The organism is Mycobacterium tuberculosis complex sp. N0072 (assembly GCF_030323725.1).
Taxonomy (GTDB): Bacteria; Actinomycetota; Actinomycetes; order Mycobacteriales; family Mycobacteriaceae; genus Mycobacterium; species Mycobacterium tuberculosis.
This window is the reverse complement of sequence record NZ_CP040689.1, coordinates 2870493-2888290: the sequence shown is the minus strand read 5'-3', so window position 1 is coordinate 2888290 and position 17798 is coordinate 2870493. Positions and strand designations below refer to the sequence as shown.

Sequence of the window (17798 nt, the reverse complement as noted above, 5' to 3'; positions counted from 1 at the left end):
GCGCAACCTGATTCGTTCAGAGGACAGCTTGGACCGTCGCCGTCGAGGCGGCGTTGCCGCATGCTTGCTCGTAACGGGAGTTTCATGTCGGTCACCGCGCGCCGGGCTCGAACGTGAGCGATCTTGCATGGGAACCATGGCGAACTCAGCGGCTGATTACGACGCGCGTAAAGGGGCGGACACTCGCTTCGCCCCTGTACAGAAGTCAGCACTGTCATCGCTTTGGCCAGTCGCCTAGTCGGGCGGCGGCAGTTTCGGCGGGCACACTTCATCCAGGTCACCACGGCGGCGAGTTCAACAAACTCGGCAGCCAGCGGCAAGCATCCGATTCTCAGCTACCGATGTATACAGCATTATGCTAGTGGCGTATATTTGCCATGTGAAAAGGCTGCAGATCTACATCGACGAAGACGTTGACCGAGCGCTTGCTGTTGAAGCGCGACGGCGGCGGACGTCGAAGGCGGCGCTGATCCGGGAGTACGTCGCTGAGCACCTCCGGCAGCCGGGCCCAGATCCGGTCGATGCCTTCGTCGGATCGTTCGTGGGGGAAGCCGACTTGTCCGCGTCCGTCGACGACGTGGTTTACGGAAAGCACGAATGATCTTCGTCGACACGTCCTTCTGGGCTGCACTTGGCAACGCCGGCGACGCTCGGCACGGCACCGCGAAGAGGTTGTGGGCCAGCAAACCGCCCGTGGTGATGACCTCCAACCATGTCCTGGGCGAGACCTGGACGCTGCTCAACCGGCGCTGCGGTCACCGCGCGGCGGTTGCCGCCGCTGCAATCCGCTTGAGCACCGTCGTTCGCGTCGAGCACGTAACAGCCGACCTGGAAGAGCAGGCATGGGAATGGCTTGTACGCCACGACGAGCGAGAGTACTCGTTCGTCGATGCCACGAGCTTCGCGGTGATGCGAAAGAAAGGCATCCAAAATGCGTATGCCTTCGATGGTGACTTCAGCGCGGCCGGATTTGTCGAGGTAAGACCCGAGTAGAGCCGAGCCCCGCTCAGCCCTGCTTATCCGACGTGCACCCAATGCCGGTGTCCGCCCGGGACAGGGCTGCGTTGCGTTGAATCGCGGTAGGATTCGCTCGTGCTGCCCGAGAACCTCGAACAACGGGTCACCGCGCTGGAATCCCAAGTGCGTGAGCTGGCTGACCGCGTGCGGGCCAGCGAACAGGATGCCGCCGCCGCTCGCGTGCTAGCCGGCGCGGCCGATCGCGATGTCACGGAGTTCGTTGGCGAGTTCCGCGACTTCCGGCGAGCTACAATCGGTAGCTTCAACGCCCTGCGAGAAGATTTCACCGCCCTGCGGGAAGAGATGACCGAACGTTTCAGTCACGTAGAAGAACGTTTTAGTCGAGTCGACGACGGATTCACCGAGATGCGAGGCAAGCTGGACGGGGCCGCCGCCGGCCAACAGCGCATCGTCGAGCTCATCGAACAACTCATCGCCGACCAAGGCTGATGCCCCAGGGGGTGCTCAGTACGGCGGCTGCAGATCCGGGAACATCGGGAAGTGGCGCACATTGGTGGTGAGCAGGTCGGCGTCGACCACAATGGCGGTCGCAGCGATCAGGTAGTCCACGTCGTCGATACCGCGGTGGCTGGACCGGTATCGACGGGCGAGTCGTCCGCCGATCCGGGCAATGTCCTCGGTCACCAGGGTCCACACCACTGCCGAGAAGAAGGCCTCGAGCGCCGCGAGTTCGCTTTCCCGCACACCGGCGAGGAGTTCGAATCGGACCAGCTCGCTGGCCGCGATCTCCTCACCGTTGTTTATCAGTTCGGCGAGCAGCACGGCTGCCGCGGGTTCGCCGCGAAGGTGGTCGACCGCGATGGTGGTGTCGATCAGCTTCACGCCAGACCGAGCCGAGCAAGTCGTTCGTTGAGGTCGCCCCGAATGGCGTCGACATACTCGGTGCCGGTGAAGTCCCGTCCTCGCCACGAGCCACGGCTGTGGTCGAGCGCGGCGAGCCGTTCCTGCTTGGATCCAGTCCCGTAGGCACGGTGAATTGCGCGTCGGATGAGTTCGGACCGCGATGCGCCACTCGCCTTGGCGGCACGATCGAGCAGCTCAAGCTCCTCTTTGCCCAGGGTCACCTGAGTCCGCATGACATCACCATACATCCAGTGATGGCGCCTATCAGCGGTTAAAGGGTCCCGCGCGGCACGATCCACTCCGTAGGTTGGCCGGTGATGGCGGCGACCCGGTCATAGTTCTCGTCGTAATGCCACACGATGGTGCCTGAAAGTTCGGCCGCCGCGGCGATGACAAGATCGGCGATCTTCACGCTGCGGTGATGCAGACCGGCGACGTGGGCAAGCTCACGCTGGACTTGGCATGCGCGCGTAAAGGTTTCGGCACCGACTGGTATACGGGCCAAGCCGTCGAGTTCGTCGGCGAGCGCGTCGTAGTCGGTAGCGGAGTTCGCCGAGTACAGGATCTCCAACCGCACGTGGTCGCAGATGCCGATCTGGTCCGCGGACAAGGCCGCCAACCATCGGCGCGCAACTTCCGGCCGCGCCGCGTGATGCCACGCGCTGGTGTCGACGCAGAACACCATCACCGCGCGGGACGCGTCTGGGCAAGCAGCGCCTCGGACCGATCGATGCCGGCACCCGAGGCGATTCGCGCGGCGAGCCGAGTGCGCGCCGACTAGCGCACCGCGGCTCGCAAAGCGGCATCGACCCTGTCCTTCAGCCCGGTGGTACCGAGCGCCGCTTGCGCGCGGGCCAGCAGTATGTCATCGATGTCGATCGTTGTACGCCGAGACATGGAGCAAACATATAGGTATTCGATACTGAGATATATGCATTGGAGCGTTTGCGCCCGAAATAACGCCGTCGTGTGCCCGAGATCGCGAGCCCGCCTGCGCGTGGGCAGGATCACCGGCAGGTGACCCTGGATCACGCCAGCAACGATGGTGGTGCTCACGGGGTTGGCGTCGAGGTCGTTGGCCAGATGGGTGGTTCCGGGGGGAGTTGTCCGGCCGGCAGGTCGAGCACCTTCTGCAACAGAAAACAATCGCCGGTGATGTTAAGTGTGGCGAATTTGATTTGCAGGAGTCGGAATTCGTAGCCGTTGCCCTGCACGTCGTAGTCGCGCTTGGCCGATTCGTTAAATAGCGACGACTCGGTGGTCGCACCGTACTTGGCGGCTTCCTCCCGCACGATATTGGCGGCAATCTTGAAGTCCTCCGCCGAGAACGCAGTACCAAAGATAACTGCGTCGGCGATCGGCCGCCGGGCGATATCGCCGGTGAGTTCCTTGCACGACAAACCTTCCCGATCGGCCTTTCGCCCGGCGGGATCTTCGGTGAATTTCCAGGTTTGGCCCGGGATGGCCGCACTGACGCGGTCGGCGATGATCCGGGCGGTGGCGGTGAGGCGTTCCCGGGCGGCCTCGTAGGAGCCTTTGTTGCGCATGCTGTCGATGAGCTGGATCTTCTGCTCGTCGGTCAGGCGCCGTGATGTGTCAGGGCTTTGATCCATTGTGCAGCCACCTATCAGCGCGGTTGATATGCCGATCATGGTCAGCGCGACGATGCGCTGCCACCGTGGGAGCGTTCGGGGAATCGGTTGTGGTGCGATCAATGTGGCGTCGAGGTCGTTGGCCAGATGGGTGGTTCCGGGGGGAGTTGTCCGGCCGGCAGGTCGAGCACCTTCTGCAACAGAAAACAATCGCCGGTGATGTTAAGTGTGGCGAATTTGATTTGCAGGAGTCGGAATTCGTAGCCGTTGCCCTGCACGTCGTAGTCGCGCTTGGCCGATTCGTTAAATAGCGACGACTCGGTGGTCGCACCGTACTTGGCGGCTTCCTCCCGCACGATATTGGCGGCAATCTTGAAGTCCTCGGCCGAGAACGTGGCGCCGAACATTACGCTGTTGGCGATCGGCCGCCGCGCGATATCCGCGGTGAGCTTGTCGCACAGTGCTCCGTTTCGGTCAGACTGTTGTATGTTGGGATCGTCGTCGAATTTCCAGGTTTGGCCCGGGATGGCCGCACTGACGCGGTCGGCGATGATCCGGGCGGTGGCGGTTAGGCGCTCCCGGGCGGCCTCGTAGGAGCCCTTGTTGCGCATGCTGTCGATGAGCTGGATCTTCTGCTCGCCGGTCAGGCGCCGTGATGTGTCAGGGTTGTGATCCATGGTGCAGCCACCTATCAGGGCGGTTGATATGCCGATCATGGTCAGCGCGACGATGCGCTGCCACCGCGGGAGCGTTCGGGAAATCGGTTGTGGTGCGATCACTGCTGTGGGCTTTCGCGCACCGCCAGATCGGGCCGGTTGAGCAGGATGGTCGCCAGGTTGTAGCCGGTCATCCGTTGCAGCGGGTCTTGGCCGTATTGCGAGTGCCCGCTGGCGGCGGTCTTGTGATCACCCAGCGGAGTGGATCCCGCGTCGGTCTGCAGATGGGTGAAGCGGTAGCGGTCCGGGGATCCGGCGATGATCTCGTTGGGGTCTGATCCCCACCCGTGCAGGGGTGCCTTGGCGGCCTACAGTGCCGATGGTGTCGGCGCCGTCTGATCCCCACCCGTGCAGGGGTGCCAGGCGCGCCGGATACCGGATGGGGTCATCGGGTGTGGTCATCACGAAGAAGTTGTGGTCGTTCATGCCCAGCTTGGCCGGTGAGGTCGCGTCAAACCCCGGCGAGCCATACAGCACCGCATTGTCGACCAGTGAACTGGCGCCATCCTTCAACGCGATCCCCGACAGCAACGACCCGTAGGAATGCCCGAACAACGCCGTCGTGTGACCCGGATTGTGCGATCCCGCCTGCAGATCCCGCAAAAACGCCTCCAACTTCGGAGCGCCGGCCTGCGCGAGATCGTCATCGACGGTGTTCCACGACGCGAGCACCGGCGGCGGCTGATACCCCACCCACGCTATGGTCGCCACATTCTCACTTTCACCCACGCTGTGGGCGATCACTCTCGCTTCTTCTCGTAGCCCACGGGCTTCTTGGGTCATGGTGGCGATGGTCTGACGGGTGGTTCCCGACACCCCGGGGACCGTCACCGACACGTGATCGGCGGTGAACGGATCGCCGACCGCGGTGACCGCCGGGATCATGTCGGCGGGGTCGTCCGGCCTGGCCACATAGATCAAATGCGAGTCGGGCACCCTCAGCGCCTCTTGGATGGCCGCGATGTCGGCCAGCCGGTCGGTTTTCACCTGCCCGTCGGGCAGCCGGCTGTACTCCGCCAGCATGTCTTGCAGCAGGGCGCGATTGGCCGCGTCGATCGCGTCGATGTCGCCGGAGGACATGCCCCCGGGGGCTCCCGGTGGCGGGGCCTGGCGGAAATCCACCGCCTGCACCCCATCCTCGGCCGGGGTGTCGACCCCGGGCACGTCTTCGAACGCCAGCTCATCGAGGCCTTGGGTGGCGGCGCTGACCCGGGTCGCGATATCGCGGTCGGTGGCCAGCAGCGCGCCCACCCGATGCCGGATAAAGTCGGCGTGCCCCTGGGCTTGGCCCAGACGCGCCGCCCGCTGCTGGCGTGAGCCACCCGTGGAGCGGTCGGTGACCGTGTAATCCTCACCGACGGCAAACCCGTCCCGGCGGGCGTCGCTGACAGCGTCCAGCACCGCCCGCCGGTTGGCCTCCAGCTGGTCTTCCCCCGGCCGGCGACGGCGGCGGCGTCATGCAGCCGGTCCACCGCGCGACCGATCGTCACCACGTCGACGGTCGACCGGTAGTGGGCGCGGGCCGCGGCCTGGCCCTCCCAGTCGGTGCCGCCGGGTCGGCGCATCGAATCGCGCACCTCGGCTAAGGCGCGCTCCCACCGCGTGGCCAGCCGCCGCCAGTGGGCGGCGGCCTCGCTCAGATGCGCAAAGCTCGTCGACTGCACCGCCGACAGCGGCGGCAGCCCCGACGTAGCCATCAGTGGGTCCCCCACGGGCGTACCGCCCCCAGGGCGGCCGCCGCTGCGGTGTCCTGGCCCGCGTACCGGCGGGCGGCCTGCCCCAGCGCGGCGGCGGTGGCCCGCATTCGGGCGCTCACAGCCGCGGCGGCCGCACCCGCGCGGGCATGCGCGGCGTTCACCGCGACCGCGTTGGCCTGCCACGACAACACCGCCCCCGACGGCGCGACCGCGGCCGACAATTCGCCGGCCAGGGTCGCGCACCGCCCGGCCAGCGCCTGCAAACCATCGGCTGTGACCCGCAGCCGGGCCCGGGTGCCGCCAGCCACTTCCACGCCAGGGATGCTAGCGGGGCATCCGGGGGGCCGCACATCACCGCGATCGCACGGAGTGGGTGCGTTGACGTGCGGTGGCCGCCGGCGGCGCATGGGAAGATGGTCAGGTGTTGCGCTGGATCACCGCGGGGGAGTCACACGGCCGCGCCTTGGTGGCCGTGGTCGAAGGCATGGTCGCCGGCGTGCACGTCACCTCGGCCGACATCGCCGACCAGCTGGCCCGACGCCGGCTGGGCTACGGCCGCGGCGCACGGATGACGTTCGAGCGCGACGCGGTGACCGTGCTGTCCGGGATACGCCACGGCAGCACCCTGGGCGGGCCCATCGCCATCGAGATCGGCAACACCGAATGGCCCAAATGGGAGACCGTGATGGCCGCCGACCCGGTCGACCCCGCCGAGCTGGCCGACGTCGCACGCAACGCCCCGCTCACCCGGCCGCGGCCGGGCCACGCCGACTACGCGGGCATGCTCAAATACGGCTTCGACGACGCGCGGCCGGTGCTGGAGCGGGCCAGCGCCCGCGAGACCGCCGCCCGGGTCGCGGCGGGCACGGTCGCACGGGCATTCCTGAGGCAGGCGCTGGGTGTCGAGGTGCTCTCCCACGTCATCTCGATCGGCGCGTCGGCACCCTACGAGGGTCCGCCGCCGCGGGCCGAGGACCTACCCGCCATCGACGCCAGCCCGGTACGCGCCTACGACAAGGCCGCCGAGGCGGACATGATCGCCCAAATCGAGGCGGCCAAGAAAGACGGCGACACCCTCGGCGGCGTGGTGGAGGCGGTCGCGCTGGGCCTGCCGGTGGGGCTGGGGTCGTTCACCAGCGGCGACCATCGGCTCGACAGCCAGCTGGCCGCCGCCGTCATGGGCATCCAGGCGATCAAGGGCGTGGAGATCGGCGACGGATTCCAGACCGCGCGCCGCCGCGGCAGCCGCGCCCACGACGAGATGTACCCCGGGCCCGACGGCGTCGTCCGCTCCACCAACCGGGCCGGGGGGCTGGAAGGCGGGATGACCAACGGGCAGCCGCTGCGGGTGCGTGCGGCGATGAAGCCGATCTCCACGGTGCCGCGCGCGCTGGCCACCGTCGACCTGGCGACCGGCGATGAGGCCGTCGCCATCCATCAGCGCTCGGATGTGTGCGCGGTGCCGGCGGCCGGGGTCGTGGTGGAGACCATGGTGGCGTTGGTGCTGGCCCGGGCGGCGCTGGAAAAATTCGGCGGGGATTCGCTGGCCGAAACCCAGCGCAACATCGCCGCCTACCAGCGCAGCGTCGCCGACCGCGAAGCACCGGCCGCGCGGGTCTCCGGTTAACAGATGGCACCCAAAGCGGTTCTCGTCGGCCTGCCGGGCTCCGGCAAGTCCACCATCGGGCGCCGGCTGGCCAAGGCGCTCGGGGTCGGCCTGCTCGACACCGACGTCGCGATCGAGCAGCGGACCGGACGCAGCATCGCCGACATCTTCGCCACCGACGGGGAGCAGGAGTTCCGACGTATCGAGGAGGACGTGGTGCGCGCGGCACTGGCCGACCACGACGGTGTGCTGTCGCTCGGCGGCGGCGCGGTGACCAGCCCCGGTGTGCGCGCGGCGCTGGCCGGCCACACCGTCGTCTACCTGGAGATCAGCGCCGCCGAGGGCGTGCGCCGCACCGGCGGCAACACCGTGCGCCCACTGCTGGCCGGCCCCGACCGCGCCGAAAAATACCGCGCGCTGATGGCCAAGCGGGCACCGCTGTACCGGCGCGTCGCGACCATGCGAGTGGACACCAATCGCCGCAACCCCGGGGCGGTGGTCCGCCATATCCTGTCGCGGCTGCAGGTTCCCAGCCCCAGCGAGGCGGCCACATGACCGATATCGGCGCACCCGTGACCGTGCAGGTGGCCGTCGATCCGCCATACCCGGTGGTCATCGGTACCGGCCTGCTCGACGAGCTGGAAGACCTGCTGGCCGACCGGCACAAGGTCGCCGTCGTGCATCAGCCCGGACTAGCCGAGACCGCGGAAGAGATCCGAAAGCGCTTGGCCGGCAAGGGCGTCGACGCGCACCGCATCGAGATCCCCGACGCCGAGGCCGGCAAGGACCTGCCCGTCGTGGGATTCATCTGGGAGGTGTTGGGCCGCATCGGAATCGGCCGCAAAGACGCCCTGGTCAGCCTCGGCGGCGGGGCCGCCACCGACGTCGCCGGGTTCGCGGCGGCCACCTGGCTGCGCGGCGTCTCGATTGTGCACCTGCCCACCACACTGCTGGGCATGGTCGATGCGGCCGTCGGCGGCAAGACCGGCATCAACACCGACGCCGGCAAGAACCTGGTCGGGGCGTTTCATCAGCCGTTGGCGGTCCTGGTGGACCTGGCGACGCTGCAAACCTTGCCACGCGACGAAATGATCTGCGGCATGGCCGAAGTGGTCAAGGCCGGCTTCATCGCCGACCCGGTGATCCTGGATCTCATCGAAGCTGACCCGCAGGCCGCACTCGACCCGGCCGGCGACGTGCTGCCCGAGCTGATCCGGCGCGCGATCACCGTCAAGGCCGAGGTGGTCGCCGCCGACGAAAAGGAATCCGAGCTGCGCGAAATCCTCAACTACGGCCACACATTAGGCCACGCGATCGAGCGCCGGGAACGCTACCGGTGGCGCCACGGCGCCGCCGTGTCGGTGGGGCTGGTGTTCGCGGCCGAGCTGGCCAGGCTTGCCGGGCGGCTCGACGACGCGACCGCGCAGCGCCACCGCACCATCCTGTCCTCGTTGGGATTGCCGGTCAGCTACGACCCGGACGCGCTGCCCCAGCTGCTGGAAATCATGGCCGGCGACAAGAAGACTCGGGCGGGTGTGTTGCGGTTCGTGGTGCTCGACGGATTGGCCAAGCCGGGCCGAATGGTGGGACCGGACCCCGGTCTGCTGGTAACCGCCTACGCCGGAGTTTGCGCCCCATGAGCGAACTGATCGTGAACGTGATCAACGGCCCCAACCTGGGCCGGTTGGGCCGGCGCGAGCCCGCCGTCTATGGCGGCACCACCCACGACGAGCTGGTCGCTCTGATCGAGCGTGAGGCCGCCGAGCTCGGACTCAAAGCCGTTGTGCGGCAAAGTGATAGCGAAGCCCAGCTGCTGGACTGGATTCATCAGGCCGCCGATGCGGCCGAACCCGTGATCCTCAACGCCGGCGGTCTGACGCACACGTCGGTGGCACTGCGCGATGCCTGCGCGGAGCTGAGCGCTCCGCTGATCGAGGTGCATATCTCCAACGTGCATGCGCGTGAGGAGTTCCGCCGCCACTCCTACCTCAGCCCCATCGCGACCGGGGTGATCGTCGGGCTCGGCATCCAGGGCTACCTGCTGGCCCTGCGGTACCTAGCTGAGCATGTCGGGACGTGAGGGTTAATCCTTCTTGGGCTCGTCGCCGGGCTTGGTCTGGTCCGCCTCGGTGTCGGTGCGGATAACCTCGGTGGGTGTATCGCTTTCGGTGGTGCGGATCACCTCGGTGGGTGCCTCACGTTCGACCGTGGCGACGGCCGCGGTTTGTGCCTCAGGCTGCGCGACCTGCATCTCCCCGGTCGGACTGTCGTCGGCGCGAACGGCGGAGAATACATCGGTGTCGGCGGCCCGCTCGTGTTCAGCGGCAAGCCCGTGGTGTCGCACCGGTGCCTTCGCCAGCTGCCGGTCCACCAGCCACCGGCCCACGGCTACCCCGACGATCCCGACCAGAAAGACGATGAGCGCGGTGAAGGCCGCGAACGTGGTCAGCTCGTTGATTGGGCCCCCGGTGTAGATCGCTTTGTAGAACAGCGAAATGAGCCAGGCCACCGCGCCGCTGAGCGCGCCGGCTACCAGGCCGGCCAACAGCCAGGTCATGGCCAGGTCTTGGCGGCGGTCGGGGTCAGGGCTCGCCTTGGCGTCGGCGCGCCCGTCCATCACACCCCACACCACCCCTCCGATCGCGAAGAGCAGCAGTAGCACCAGGCTGATCAGCCCGGACAGCATCTGCCACGCGTTGATCAATGCCCCCTGGAACAGGCGGAGAACCACCATCGCGGCGGCGAACGCCAACCCGCGCAGCATCCAGTTAGTCATGGGCATTCAGCGTAGCGAGTACCGTCAAGGGTCGTGACACATTCCCAGCGTCGAGACAAGCTGAAAGCACAAATCGCTGCCTCCGGGTTGGATGCGATGCTGATCAGCGACCTGATAAACGTGCGATATCTATCAGGCTTCAGCGGGTCCAACGGCGCATTGCTGGTGTTCGCCGATGAGCGCGATGCCGTGTTGGCCACCGACGGCCGGTACCGCACTCAGGCCGCCTCGCAAGCGCCCGACCTCGAAGTGGCTATCGAGCGCGCGGTCGGGCGCTACCTGGCCGGCCGGGCCGGCGAGGCCGGCGTGGGAAAGCTGGGCTTCGAGAGCCACGTGGTCACGGTGGACGGCCTGGACGCCTTGGCGGGCGCGCTGGAGGGCAAGAACACCGAGTTGGTGCGGGCATCCGGAACTGTGGAGTCACTGCGCGAGGTTAAAGACGCCGGCGAGCTGGCGCTGCTGCGACTAGCCTGCGAAGCAGCCGATGCCGCGCTGACCGACTTGGTGGCCCGCGGCGGCCTGCGGCCGGGCCGAACCGAACGGCAGGTGAGCCGCGAGCTGGAGGCCCTGATGCTCGATCATGGCGCTGACGCGGTGTCATTCGAGACGATCGTGGCTGCCGGGGCCAATTCGGCGATCCCGCACCACCGGCCGACCGACGCGGTGCTGCAGGTCGGCGATTTCGTGAAGATCGACTTCGGCGCCCTGGTCGCCGGGTACCACTCCGATATGACCCGCACCTTCGTGTTGGGCAAGGCCGCCGACTGGCAGCTAGAGATCTATCAGCTGGTGGCCGAGGCGCAACAGGCCGGTCGGCAGGCGTTGCTGCCGGGTGCCGAGCTGCGGGGGGTGGACGCTGCAGCGCGCCAGCTGATCGCCGACGCCGGCTACGGCGAGCACTTCGGTCACGGACTGGGACACGGTGTTGGCCTGCAGATACATGAAGCGCCGGGCATCGGGGTCACATCCGCCGGTACACTACTGGCGGGCTCCGTGGTGACCGTGGAGCCCGGTGTCTATTTACCCGGCCGCGGCGGTGTCCGCATCGAGGACACATTGGTAGTGGCTGGCGGGACGCCGAAAATGCCTGAAACCGCCGGGCAGACCCCGGAATTGTTGACCCGGTTCCCCAAAGAACTGGCCATTCTGTAGGAGACCCACGTGGCGACCACTGCTGACTTCAAGAACGGGCTGGTCCTGGTAATCGACGGCCAGCTGTGGACAATCACCGAGTTCCAGCACGTCAAACCGGGCAAGGGTCCGGCGTTCGTGCGCACCAAGTTGAAGAACGTGCTCTCGGGCAAGGTCGTCGACAAGACGTTCAACGCCGGGGTGAAGGTGGACACCGCCACCGTCGACCGGCGCGATACCACCTACCTTTACCGCGACGGCTCGGACTTCGTGTTCATGGACAGCCAAGACTACGAGCAGCACCCGCTGCCGGAGGCCCTGGTCGGGGACGCGGCACGGTTCCTGCTGGAGGGCATGCCGGTGCAGGTGGCGTTCCACAACGGCGTGCCGCTATACATCGAGCTGCCGGTGACCGTCGAGCTCGAGGTCACTCACACCGAGCCCGGCTTGCAGGGCGACCGGTCCAGCGCGGGCACCAAGCCGGCCACCCTTCAGACCGGAGCCCAGATCAACGTGCCGCTGTTCATCAATACCGGAGACAAACTAAAGGTGGATTCGCGCGACGGTAGCTACCTGGGCCGGGTCAACGCCTGACGATGTCGGACAGAAAGCCGGTTCGCGGACGACATCAGGCCCGTAAGCGCGCGGTGGACCTGCTGTTCGAGGCCGAGGTCCGCGGCATCAGCGCGGCCGAGGTGGTCGACACCCGTGCCGCGCTGGCCGAAGCGAAGCCCGACATTGCCCGGCTACATCCGTACACGGCCGCGGTGGCTCGAGGGGTCAGTGAACACGCCGCCCACATCGACGACCTGATCACCGCGCATCTGCGGGGCTGGACGCTGGACCGGTTGCCCGCCGTGGATCGCGCCATTCTGCGCGTCTCGGTATGGGAGCTGCTCCACGCGGCGGATGTGCCGGAGCCGGTGGTCGTCGACGAGGCCGTCCAGCTGGCCAAGGAGCTGTCGACCGACGACTCGCCGGGCTTTGTCAACGGGGTGCTGGGCCAGGTCATGCTGGTGACCCCGCAGCTGCGTGCGGCCGCTCAAGCGGTGCGTGGGGGGGCGTGATGACCCGGCTCGAGCTGCGCGTCGTGGTCGCGGCCGTCCTGGCTGCGACGGTGGTGCTCGGTGCCGTGGTGTGCGCCGCCTACGGGCTGACCATTGTCGCCTCGGCAATGTCGATCTACGCGCTGGGTGTCGGCGCCTGGCTGTATCACGCGATCGAACGCCTGATCTTGGCACGCCGCATCAGCACTGTTCGCACGGCGGCAAAGCCGTTGCAGCCGCTGCTACCGGTGATGGCCGCCATCATGGGCCTGACGCAGGCCGTGGTGCGCTCGCTGGGTGACGTCACCGATCTGCCGGCACGCCGCCGGGAGCTTTCGCAGCTGCCGGTGCTGCGCTGGGTGGACAACTCCGGGAATCGGGCTAATCGGCGGATCGCGGACAGCGACGACTTAGCTGACTGACCCGGTCCTGCGCGCGATAATTGCCTGGTTGCACTCTACGGCGCTACCCGCACCAGAGAACAGGTGACGACATGAACCCAAACAGCGTCCGCCCGCGACGGCTGCATGTCTCCGCGCTGGCCGCGGTGGCCAACCCGTCCTACACCCGCCTGGACACCTGGAACCTGCTCGATGACGCGTGTCGTCACCTGGCGGAGGTCGACCTCGCCGGGCTCGACACCACACACGACGTGGCTCGGGCGAAGCGGCTGATGGACCGCATCGGCGCCTATGAGCGGTACTGGCTGTATCCGGGGGCACAGAATCTGGCGACTTTCCGCGCTCATCTGGATAGTCATTCCACGGTGCGGCTTACCGAGGAAGTGTCGTTGGCCGTACGACTGCTGTCCGAATACGGCGACCGCACAGCGCTGTTCGACACCTCCGCGTCACTGGCGGAGCAGGAGCTGGTAGCGCAGGCCAAACAGCAGCAGTTCTACACCGTGCTGCTCGCCGACGACTCCCCGGCGACGGCTCCGGACAGCTTGGCCGAGTGCCTGCGGCAGTTGCGCAATCCGGCCGACGAGGTGCAGTTCGAGTTGCTCGTGGTGGCCAGCATCGAAGATGCCATCACCGCGGTGGCGCTGAATGGCGAGATTCAGGCGGCGATCATCCGTCACGACCTGCCGCTGCGGTCCCGCGACCGGGTGCCGCTGATGACCACGCTGCTGGGCACCGATGGCGACGAAGCGGTGGCAAACGAGACCCACGACTGGGTGGAATGCGCCGAGTGGATCCGTGAGTTGCGGCCCCACATCGACCTCTATCTGCTCACCGACGAGTCGATCGCCGCCGAGACCCAGGACGAGCCCGACGTCTACGACCGCACCTTCTACCGGCTCAACGACGTCACCGACCTGCACAGCACGGTGCTCGCGGGTTTACGAAACCGTTATGCCACACCGTTTTTCGATGCGCTGCGGGCCTATGCGGCGGCGCCGGTCGGCCAATTTCATGCCCTTCCCGTCGCGCGCGGCGCCAGCATCTTCAACTCCAAGTCACTGCACGACATGGGCGAGTTCTACGGCCGCAACATCTTCATGGCCGAGACCTCGACAACCTCTGGTGGACTGGACTCGCTGCTGGACCCGCATGGCAACATCAAGACGGCGATGGACAAAGCCGCGGTGACCTGGAACGCCAACCAGACCTACTTCGTCACCAACGGAACATCGACCGCCAACAAGATCGTCGTGCAGGCCCTGACCCGCCCCGGCGACATCGTGCTCATCGACCGCAATTGCCACAAGTCGCACCACTACGGCCTGGTACTTGCCGGCGCGTACCCGATGTACCTCGACGCATATCCGCTGCCGCAGTACGCGATTTATGGTGCCGTGCCGTTGCGTACCATCAAGCAGGCGCTGCTGGACCTCGAGGCCGCCGGACAGCTGCACCGGGTGCGCATGCTGTTGCTCACCAACTGCACGTTTGACGGCGTGGTGTACAACCCGCGCCGGGTGATGGAGGAGGTGCTAGCGATCAAACCGGACATCTGCTTTTTGTGGGACGAGGCGTGGTATGCGTTTGCGACGGCGGTGCCCTGGGCCCGGCAGCGGACCGCGATGATTGCTGCCGAGCGACTCGAGCAGATGTTGTCCACTGCGGAATACGCTGAGGAATACCGGAATTGGTGTGCGTCGATGGACGGAGTGGACCGCTCCGAGTGGGTTGATCACCGGCTGTTGCCAGACCCCAACCGCGCTCGGGTCCGAGTGTATGCGACGCATTCGACTCACAAGTCGCTGTCCGCGCTACGGCAGGCATCGATGATCCACGTGCGCGACCAGGATTTCAAAGCGCTCACCCGGGACGCGTTCGGTGAGGCATTCTTGACCCACACCTCGACCTCGCCCAACCAGCAACTTCTCGCCTCGTTGGACTTGGCGCGCCGACAGGTTGACATCGAAGGGTTCGAGCTGGTCCGCCATGTTTACAACATGGCGCTGGTGTTCCGCCATCGCGTCCGCAAAGACCGGCTGATCAGCAAGTGGTTCCGCATCCTTGACGAGTCCGACCTGGTTCCCGATGCCTTTCGGTCCTCGACGGTCAGCTCGTACCGTCAGGTCAGGCAGGGGGCTCTGGCCGATTGGAACGAAGCCTGGCGGTCCGATCAATTCGTGCTCGATCCGACGCGGCTCACCCTGTTTATCGGGGCGACCGGGATGAACGGGTACGACTTCCGCGAGAAGATCCTGATGGAGCGATTCGGCATCCAGATCAACAAAACGTCTATCAACAGCGTGTTGCTGATCTTCACGATCGGCGTCACCTGGTCGAGCGTGCACTATCTGCTCGATGTGTTGCGTCGGGTGGCGATCGATCTGGACCGCAGCCAGAAGGCGGCCAGCGGGGCCGACCTTGCTCTACACCGACGCCACGTCGAGGAGATCACGCAGGATCTGCCGCATCTACCAGATTTCAGCGAGTTCGACCTTGCCTTCCGCCCCGACGACGCCAGCTCTTTCGGTGACATGCGGTCGGCTTTCTACGCCGGCTACGAAGAGGCCGACCGTGAGTACATGCAGATCGGCTTGGCCGGGCGCCGGCTGGCCGAGGGCAAGACTCTGGTATCCACCACGTTCGTGGTGCCCTACCCGCCCGGCTTCCCGGTACTGGTGCCGGGTCAACTGGTTTCCAAGGAGATCATCTACTTTCTTGCCCAGCTCGACGTCAAAGAGATCCACGGATACAACCCCGACCTGGGGTTGTCGGTGTTCACCCAGGCGGCATTGGCCCGGATGGAGGCCGCGCGCAACGCCGTCGCCACGGTAGGTGCCGCGCTGCCGGCCTTCGAGGTACCGCGGGACGCTTCGGCTTTGAATGGCACCGTCAACGGCGACAGTGTGCTGCAGGGGGTCGCCGAAGACGCGTGAAAGCTGGCCCAAGCCCCGTAAACATGATGCTATGCGCACCACGTTGCAGATTGATGATGATGTTCTAGAAGATGCTCGTAGCATCGCGCGGTCGGAGGGCAAGTCAGTCGGCGCGGTAATTTCTGAGTTGGCGCGTAGGTCGCTCCGTCCGGTTGGGATTGTCGAGGTTGACGGATTTCCGGTTTTTGATGTTCCGCCGGATGCGCCGACGGTGACTTCCGAGGATGTCGTCCGCGCGCTCGAGGACGACGTGTGACGGCACTGCTCGATGTCAATGTGCTGATCGCGCTGGGCTGGCCGAATCACGTTCACCATGCGGCCGCGCAGCGATGGTTCACGCAGTTCTCCTCGAATGGGTGGGCCACCACGCCGATCACCGAGGCAGGGTATGTCCGAATTTCAAGCAATCGCAGTGTGATGCAGGTGTCGACCACGCCGGCTATCGCGATCGCTCAGTTGGCGGCGATGACTTCTCTTGCCGGGCACACGTTTTGGCCTGACGATGTGCCACTGATCGTTGGGAGCGCCGGCGATCGCGATGCGGTGTCCAACCACCGTCGGGTCACCGACTGCCATCTCATCGCCTTGGCCGCGCGCTACGGGGGCCGGTTGGTCACATTCGATGCCGCACTGGCCGATTCAGCATCCGCAGGCCTCGTCGAGGTGTTGTAGTCACCGGGGATGGGCGGCTCGCCAGGCCTGCAGGATCTGCGGGCGCAGGCGCCCCCGGTCGGACACCGGCAGGCCGACGCTTTTGGCCCACGCGCGCAGCTCGGCGCTGCTGGGCTCGGGCTCGGCGGCAGCCGGCTCGAAAACCGTGGTGGCGTCGGCATCGTCGACGAACCAGGTGAGGGCGGCGGCTAGATAGCGGTAGGTGTATTCCTGGGCGAGCTTGCGGGTTTGGCAGAACACGATCGGCACGTTGGGAAAGCCGATCTGCAATTCGGCCAGCCCATCGGCGATCGCCGTCGGGCGGGCGAAGGAGTGCGCGAAGATCTCCGAGTAGCGGTCCTCGACCACCACGGCGGCCCGTGGCAGCGCGGCCAGTTCGGTCAGTTGGTATTTCAGGTTGCCGTTCAGCACGCCAGAAGTAAGGTCCGCCAACGCTTTACGCTCGACGGCCGCCACGAGTTGGCCGGCCACTTTCAGGCCGTAGTCGCCGCAGGGCAGGGCTTCCCGCGTCGTCTTCGCGGGTTTGTCGGCAAAGGTGTAGGGGTAGCGTTCGTGGGCGTCGACGACGATGTGCAGCTCGGGGATGCCGGCGGCGCGGGCGGTGGGGGTGCGCACGCCCGGCCGCGACTGTTTGCGCGTTTTGGGGCTCTGCCAGAACACCACCTGGCGGCCGCGCGCCATGGTGTGCACCAGTTGCGATCGGTTCTCCCGCGCGCGGGCGGCGACGACGTCGATGGCCGCGCCCCGGCGGCTGCAGCTGCGTAGCTCGACCCGGTCGACGACGACGGGGTCGGCGGGCCAGTCGGCGATGTCGAGGCGATGGCAATACAGCGCCTTGGTGCGCGGCCACACGTCTGAGGTGGCGAAGACCAGTCCCGCGCCCACCGGCAGCCGGATCAGGTAGGGCAGGCGCGAGTCTTCAGCGGGGTTGGCGGCGACGAGCAGCTCCACAGAGTGTGAGGGTACGGGCGGCGTACGGCAACGGTGAAGCAGGCACTCCGACGAACCCATCGTCACGTCGAAGGGGCAGGTGACGGTTCCGAAAGCGGTGCGCGACGCGCTCGGCCTGCAATCGGGTGATCGGGTTGTCTTCCGCGTTGAGGGCAATCGCCCGGTGCTTGCTCGGACGCCGGACTTCCTCGCCCCTGCCGGGACGATCCGGTGGCCGTCTTTCGATCGGTCTGTCGACCGGCTCAAGACGATCGAGGGGGTTGAGCCGCCGCCGGTCGGATCCCGGCGGAGCCGCGGACCGTGAGCCCAGGGCGGTGCTGTCGGCGGCCTGACGAGGCAAGGCCGATCGGCAGCGTTTGACGCCGAGCCCGACACCGCATTCGGTGTGGCACT

The 17798-nt window shown here is 66.6% G+C and carries 25 protein-coding genes; 15 read left to right on the top strand and 10 right to left on the bottom strand.

Annotated features, from left to right (window positions below):
- The first annotated feature begins 355 nt into the window (after positions 1 to 355).
- From vapB20 to FF952_RS13545, 3 genes are all read left to right on the top strand, one after another.
- Complete coding sequence (gene vapB20, locus FF952_RS13555) at positions 356 to 601, top strand: type II toxin-antitoxin system antitoxin VapB20 (RefSeq protein ID WP_003413183.1); 246 nt, start codon at positions 356 to 358, stop codon at positions 599 to 601.
- Positions 598 to 993, top strand: a complete 396-nt coding sequence (gene vapC20, locus FF952_RS13550) for a type II toxin-antitoxin system toxin 23S rRNA-specific endonuclease VapC20 (protein ID WP_003413180.1) — start codon at positions 598 to 600, stop codon at positions 991 to 993. Before vapB20 ends, vapC20 begins: the two co-directional genes overlap by 4 nt.
- A gap of 99 nt (positions 994 to 1092) precedes the next feature.
- Positions 1093 to 1467: a hypothetical protein gene (locus FF952_RS13545; protein ID WP_003413177.1), complete on the top strand. Its 375-nt coding sequence runs from the start codon at positions 1093 to 1095 to the stop codon at positions 1465 to 1467.
- A 15-nt stretch (positions 1468 to 1482) separates the two neighbouring features.
- On the opposite strand, the gene FF952_RS13540 is transcribed toward FF952_RS13545, so the two are convergent.
- The 8 genes from FF952_RS13540 to FF952_RS13505 all read right to left on the bottom strand — a co-directional run bounded on the left by FF952_RS13540 (position 1483) and on the right by FF952_RS13505 (position 6200).
- Positions 1483 to 1860 (bottom strand): type II toxin-antitoxin system VapC family toxin, encoded by a 378-nt coding sequence (locus FF952_RS13540; protein WP_003413174.1) that lies wholly within the window; start codon positions 1858 to 1860, stop codon positions 1483 to 1485.
- Complete coding sequence (locus FF952_RS13535) at positions 1857 to 2114, bottom strand: ribbon-helix-helix domain-containing protein (RefSeq protein WP_003413167.1); 258 nt, start codon at positions 2112 to 2114, stop codon at positions 1857 to 1859. The genes FF952_RS13540 and FF952_RS13535 overlap by 4 nt, the downstream gene beginning before the upstream one ends.
- Positions 2115 to 2152: 38 nt before the next feature.
- Complete coding sequence (locus FF952_RS13530; protein ID WP_003413164.1) at positions 2153 to 2566, bottom strand: PIN domain nuclease; 414 nt, start codon at positions 2564 to 2566, stop codon at positions 2153 to 2155.
- Positions 2567 to 2658: 92 nt separating this feature from the next.
- On the bottom strand, positions 2659 to 2937 hold the full coding sequence (locus FF952_RS13525) for a type II toxin-antitoxin system VapB family antitoxin (RefSeq protein ID WP_003901422.1): 279 nt from the start codon (positions 2935 to 2937) through the stop codon (positions 2659 to 2661).
- The gene (locus tag FF952_RS13520) at positions 2934 to 3596 is read right to left on the bottom strand and encodes an LppA family lipoprotein (RefSeq protein WP_031698290.1); all 663 of its coding nucleotides are present in this window, start codon (positions 3594 to 3596) and stop codon (positions 2934 to 2936) included. The genes FF952_RS13525 and FF952_RS13520 overlap by 4 nt, the downstream gene beginning before the upstream one ends.
- On the bottom strand, positions 3593 to 4252 hold the full coding sequence (locus FF952_RS13515; RefSeq protein WP_003900846.1) for an LppA family lipoprotein: 660 nt from the start codon (positions 4250 to 4252) through the stop codon (positions 3593 to 3595). Before FF952_RS13515 ends, FF952_RS13520 begins: the two co-directional genes overlap by 4 nt.
- 126 nt (positions 4253 to 4378) lie before the next feature.
- Entirely contained in the window at positions 4379 to 5590 is a 1212-nt protein-coding gene (locus FF952_RS13510; RefSeq protein WP_003900845.1) for an alpha/beta hydrolase family protein, read from the bottom strand.
- A gap of 295 nt (positions 5591 to 5885) precedes the next feature.
- Positions 5886 to 6200 (bottom strand): hypothetical protein, encoded by a 315-nt coding sequence (locus FF952_RS13505; RefSeq protein ID WP_009937839.1) that lies wholly within the window; start codon positions 6198 to 6200, stop codon positions 5886 to 5888.
- Between the two features lie 107 nt (positions 6201 to 6307).
- Here FF952_RS13505 and aroC point away from each other — a divergent pair, with 107 nt between their 5' ends.
- The 4 genes from aroC to aroQ are packed head-to-tail and all read left to right on the top strand — an operon-like array spanning position 6308 to position 9572.
- Positions 6308 to 7513: a chorismate synthase gene (gene aroC, locus FF952_RS13500; RefSeq protein WP_003413027.1), complete on the top strand. Its 1206-nt coding sequence runs from the start codon at positions 6308 to 6310 to the stop codon at positions 7511 to 7513.
- Positions 7514 to 7516: 3 nt separating this feature from the next.
- Positions 7517 to 8047, top strand: coding sequence for a shikimate kinase AroK (gene aroK, locus FF952_RS13495; RefSeq protein WP_003413021.1), 531 nt, complete (start codon positions 7517 to 7519; stop codon positions 8045 to 8047).
- Positions 8044 to 9132, top strand: a complete 1089-nt coding sequence (gene aroB / locus FF952_RS13490) for a 3-dehydroquinate synthase (RefSeq protein WP_003413008.1) — start codon at positions 8044 to 8046, stop codon at positions 9130 to 9132. Before aroK ends, aroB begins: the two co-directional genes overlap by 4 nt.
- Entirely contained in the window at positions 9129 to 9572 is a 444-nt protein-coding gene (aroQ, locus tag FF952_RS13485) for a type II 3-dehydroquinate dehydratase (RefSeq protein WP_003413001.1), read from the top strand. The genes aroB and aroQ overlap by 4 nt, the downstream gene beginning before the upstream one ends.
- A gap of 3 nt (positions 9573 to 9575) precedes the next feature.
- Here the strand turns inward: aroQ and FF952_RS13480 are convergent, their stop codons facing one another.
- Entirely contained in the window at positions 9576 to 10268 is a 693-nt protein-coding gene (locus FF952_RS13480) for a B-4DMT family transporter (protein ID WP_003412998.1), read from the bottom strand.
- Positions 10269 to 10301: 33 nt separating this feature from the next.
- On the opposite strand from FF952_RS13480, the gene FF952_RS13475 reads away from it, so the two are divergent.
- The 7 genes from FF952_RS13475 to FF952_RS13445 all read left to right on the top strand — a co-directional run bounded on the left by FF952_RS13475 (position 10302) and on the right by FF952_RS13445 (position 16454).
- Positions 10302 to 11420, top strand: coding sequence for a M24 family metallopeptidase (locus tag FF952_RS13475; RefSeq protein WP_003412996.1), 1119 nt, complete (start codon positions 10302 to 10304; stop codon positions 11418 to 11420).
- A gap of 9 nt (positions 11421 to 11429) precedes the next feature.
- Positions 11430 to 11993 carry an elongation factor P gene (gene efp / locus FF952_RS13470; protein WP_003412989.1) on the top strand — a complete coding sequence of 188 codons (564 nt, stop codon included), beginning with the start codon at positions 11430 to 11432 and terminating at the stop codon, positions 11991 to 11993.
- Positions 11994 to 11995: 2 nt separating this feature from the next.
- Complete coding sequence (nusB, locus tag FF952_RS13465; protein ID WP_003412985.1) at positions 11996 to 12466, top strand: transcription antitermination factor NusB; 471 nt, start codon at positions 11996 to 11998, stop codon at positions 12464 to 12466.
- On the top strand, positions 12466 to 12867 hold the full coding sequence (locus FF952_RS13460) for a hypothetical protein (protein WP_003412981.1): 402 nt from the start codon (positions 12466 to 12468) through the stop codon (positions 12865 to 12867). Before nusB ends, FF952_RS13460 begins: the two co-directional genes overlap by 1 nt.
- A 71-nt stretch (positions 12868 to 12938) precedes the next feature.
- Positions 12939 to 15782, top strand: coding sequence for an aminotransferase class I/II-fold pyridoxal phosphate-dependent enzyme (locus tag FF952_RS13455; RefSeq protein WP_003904863.1), 2844 nt, complete (start codon positions 12939 to 12941; stop codon positions 15780 to 15782).
- 31 nt (positions 15783 to 15813) lie between these two features.
- Entirely contained in the window at positions 15814 to 16038 is a 225-nt protein-coding gene (locus FF952_RS13450) for an antitoxin VapB39 (RefSeq protein ID WP_003412975.1), read from the top strand.
- On the top strand, positions 16035 to 16454 hold the full coding sequence (locus tag FF952_RS13445) for a type II toxin-antitoxin system VapC family toxin (protein ID WP_003412970.1): 420 nt from the start codon (positions 16035 to 16037) through the stop codon (positions 16452 to 16454). Before FF952_RS13450 ends, FF952_RS13445 begins: the two co-directional genes overlap by 4 nt.
- Here FF952_RS13445 and FF952_RS13440 read toward each other — a convergent pair whose 3' ends face one another.
- Complete coding sequence (locus FF952_RS13440) at positions 16455 to 17405, bottom strand: ERCC4 domain-containing protein (RefSeq protein ID WP_003911916.1); 951 nt, start codon at positions 17403 to 17405, stop codon at positions 16455 to 16457.
- A 58-nt stretch (positions 17406 to 17463) separates the two neighbouring features.
- Between FF952_RS13440 and FF952_RS13435 the strand changes: the two genes are divergently transcribed.
- Complete coding sequence (locus FF952_RS13435) at positions 17464 to 17709, top strand: AbrB/MazE/SpoVT family DNA-binding domain-containing protein (RefSeq protein ID WP_071854223.1); 246 nt, start codon at positions 17464 to 17466, stop codon at positions 17707 to 17709.
- Positions 17710 to 17798: the final 89 nt, after the last annotated feature.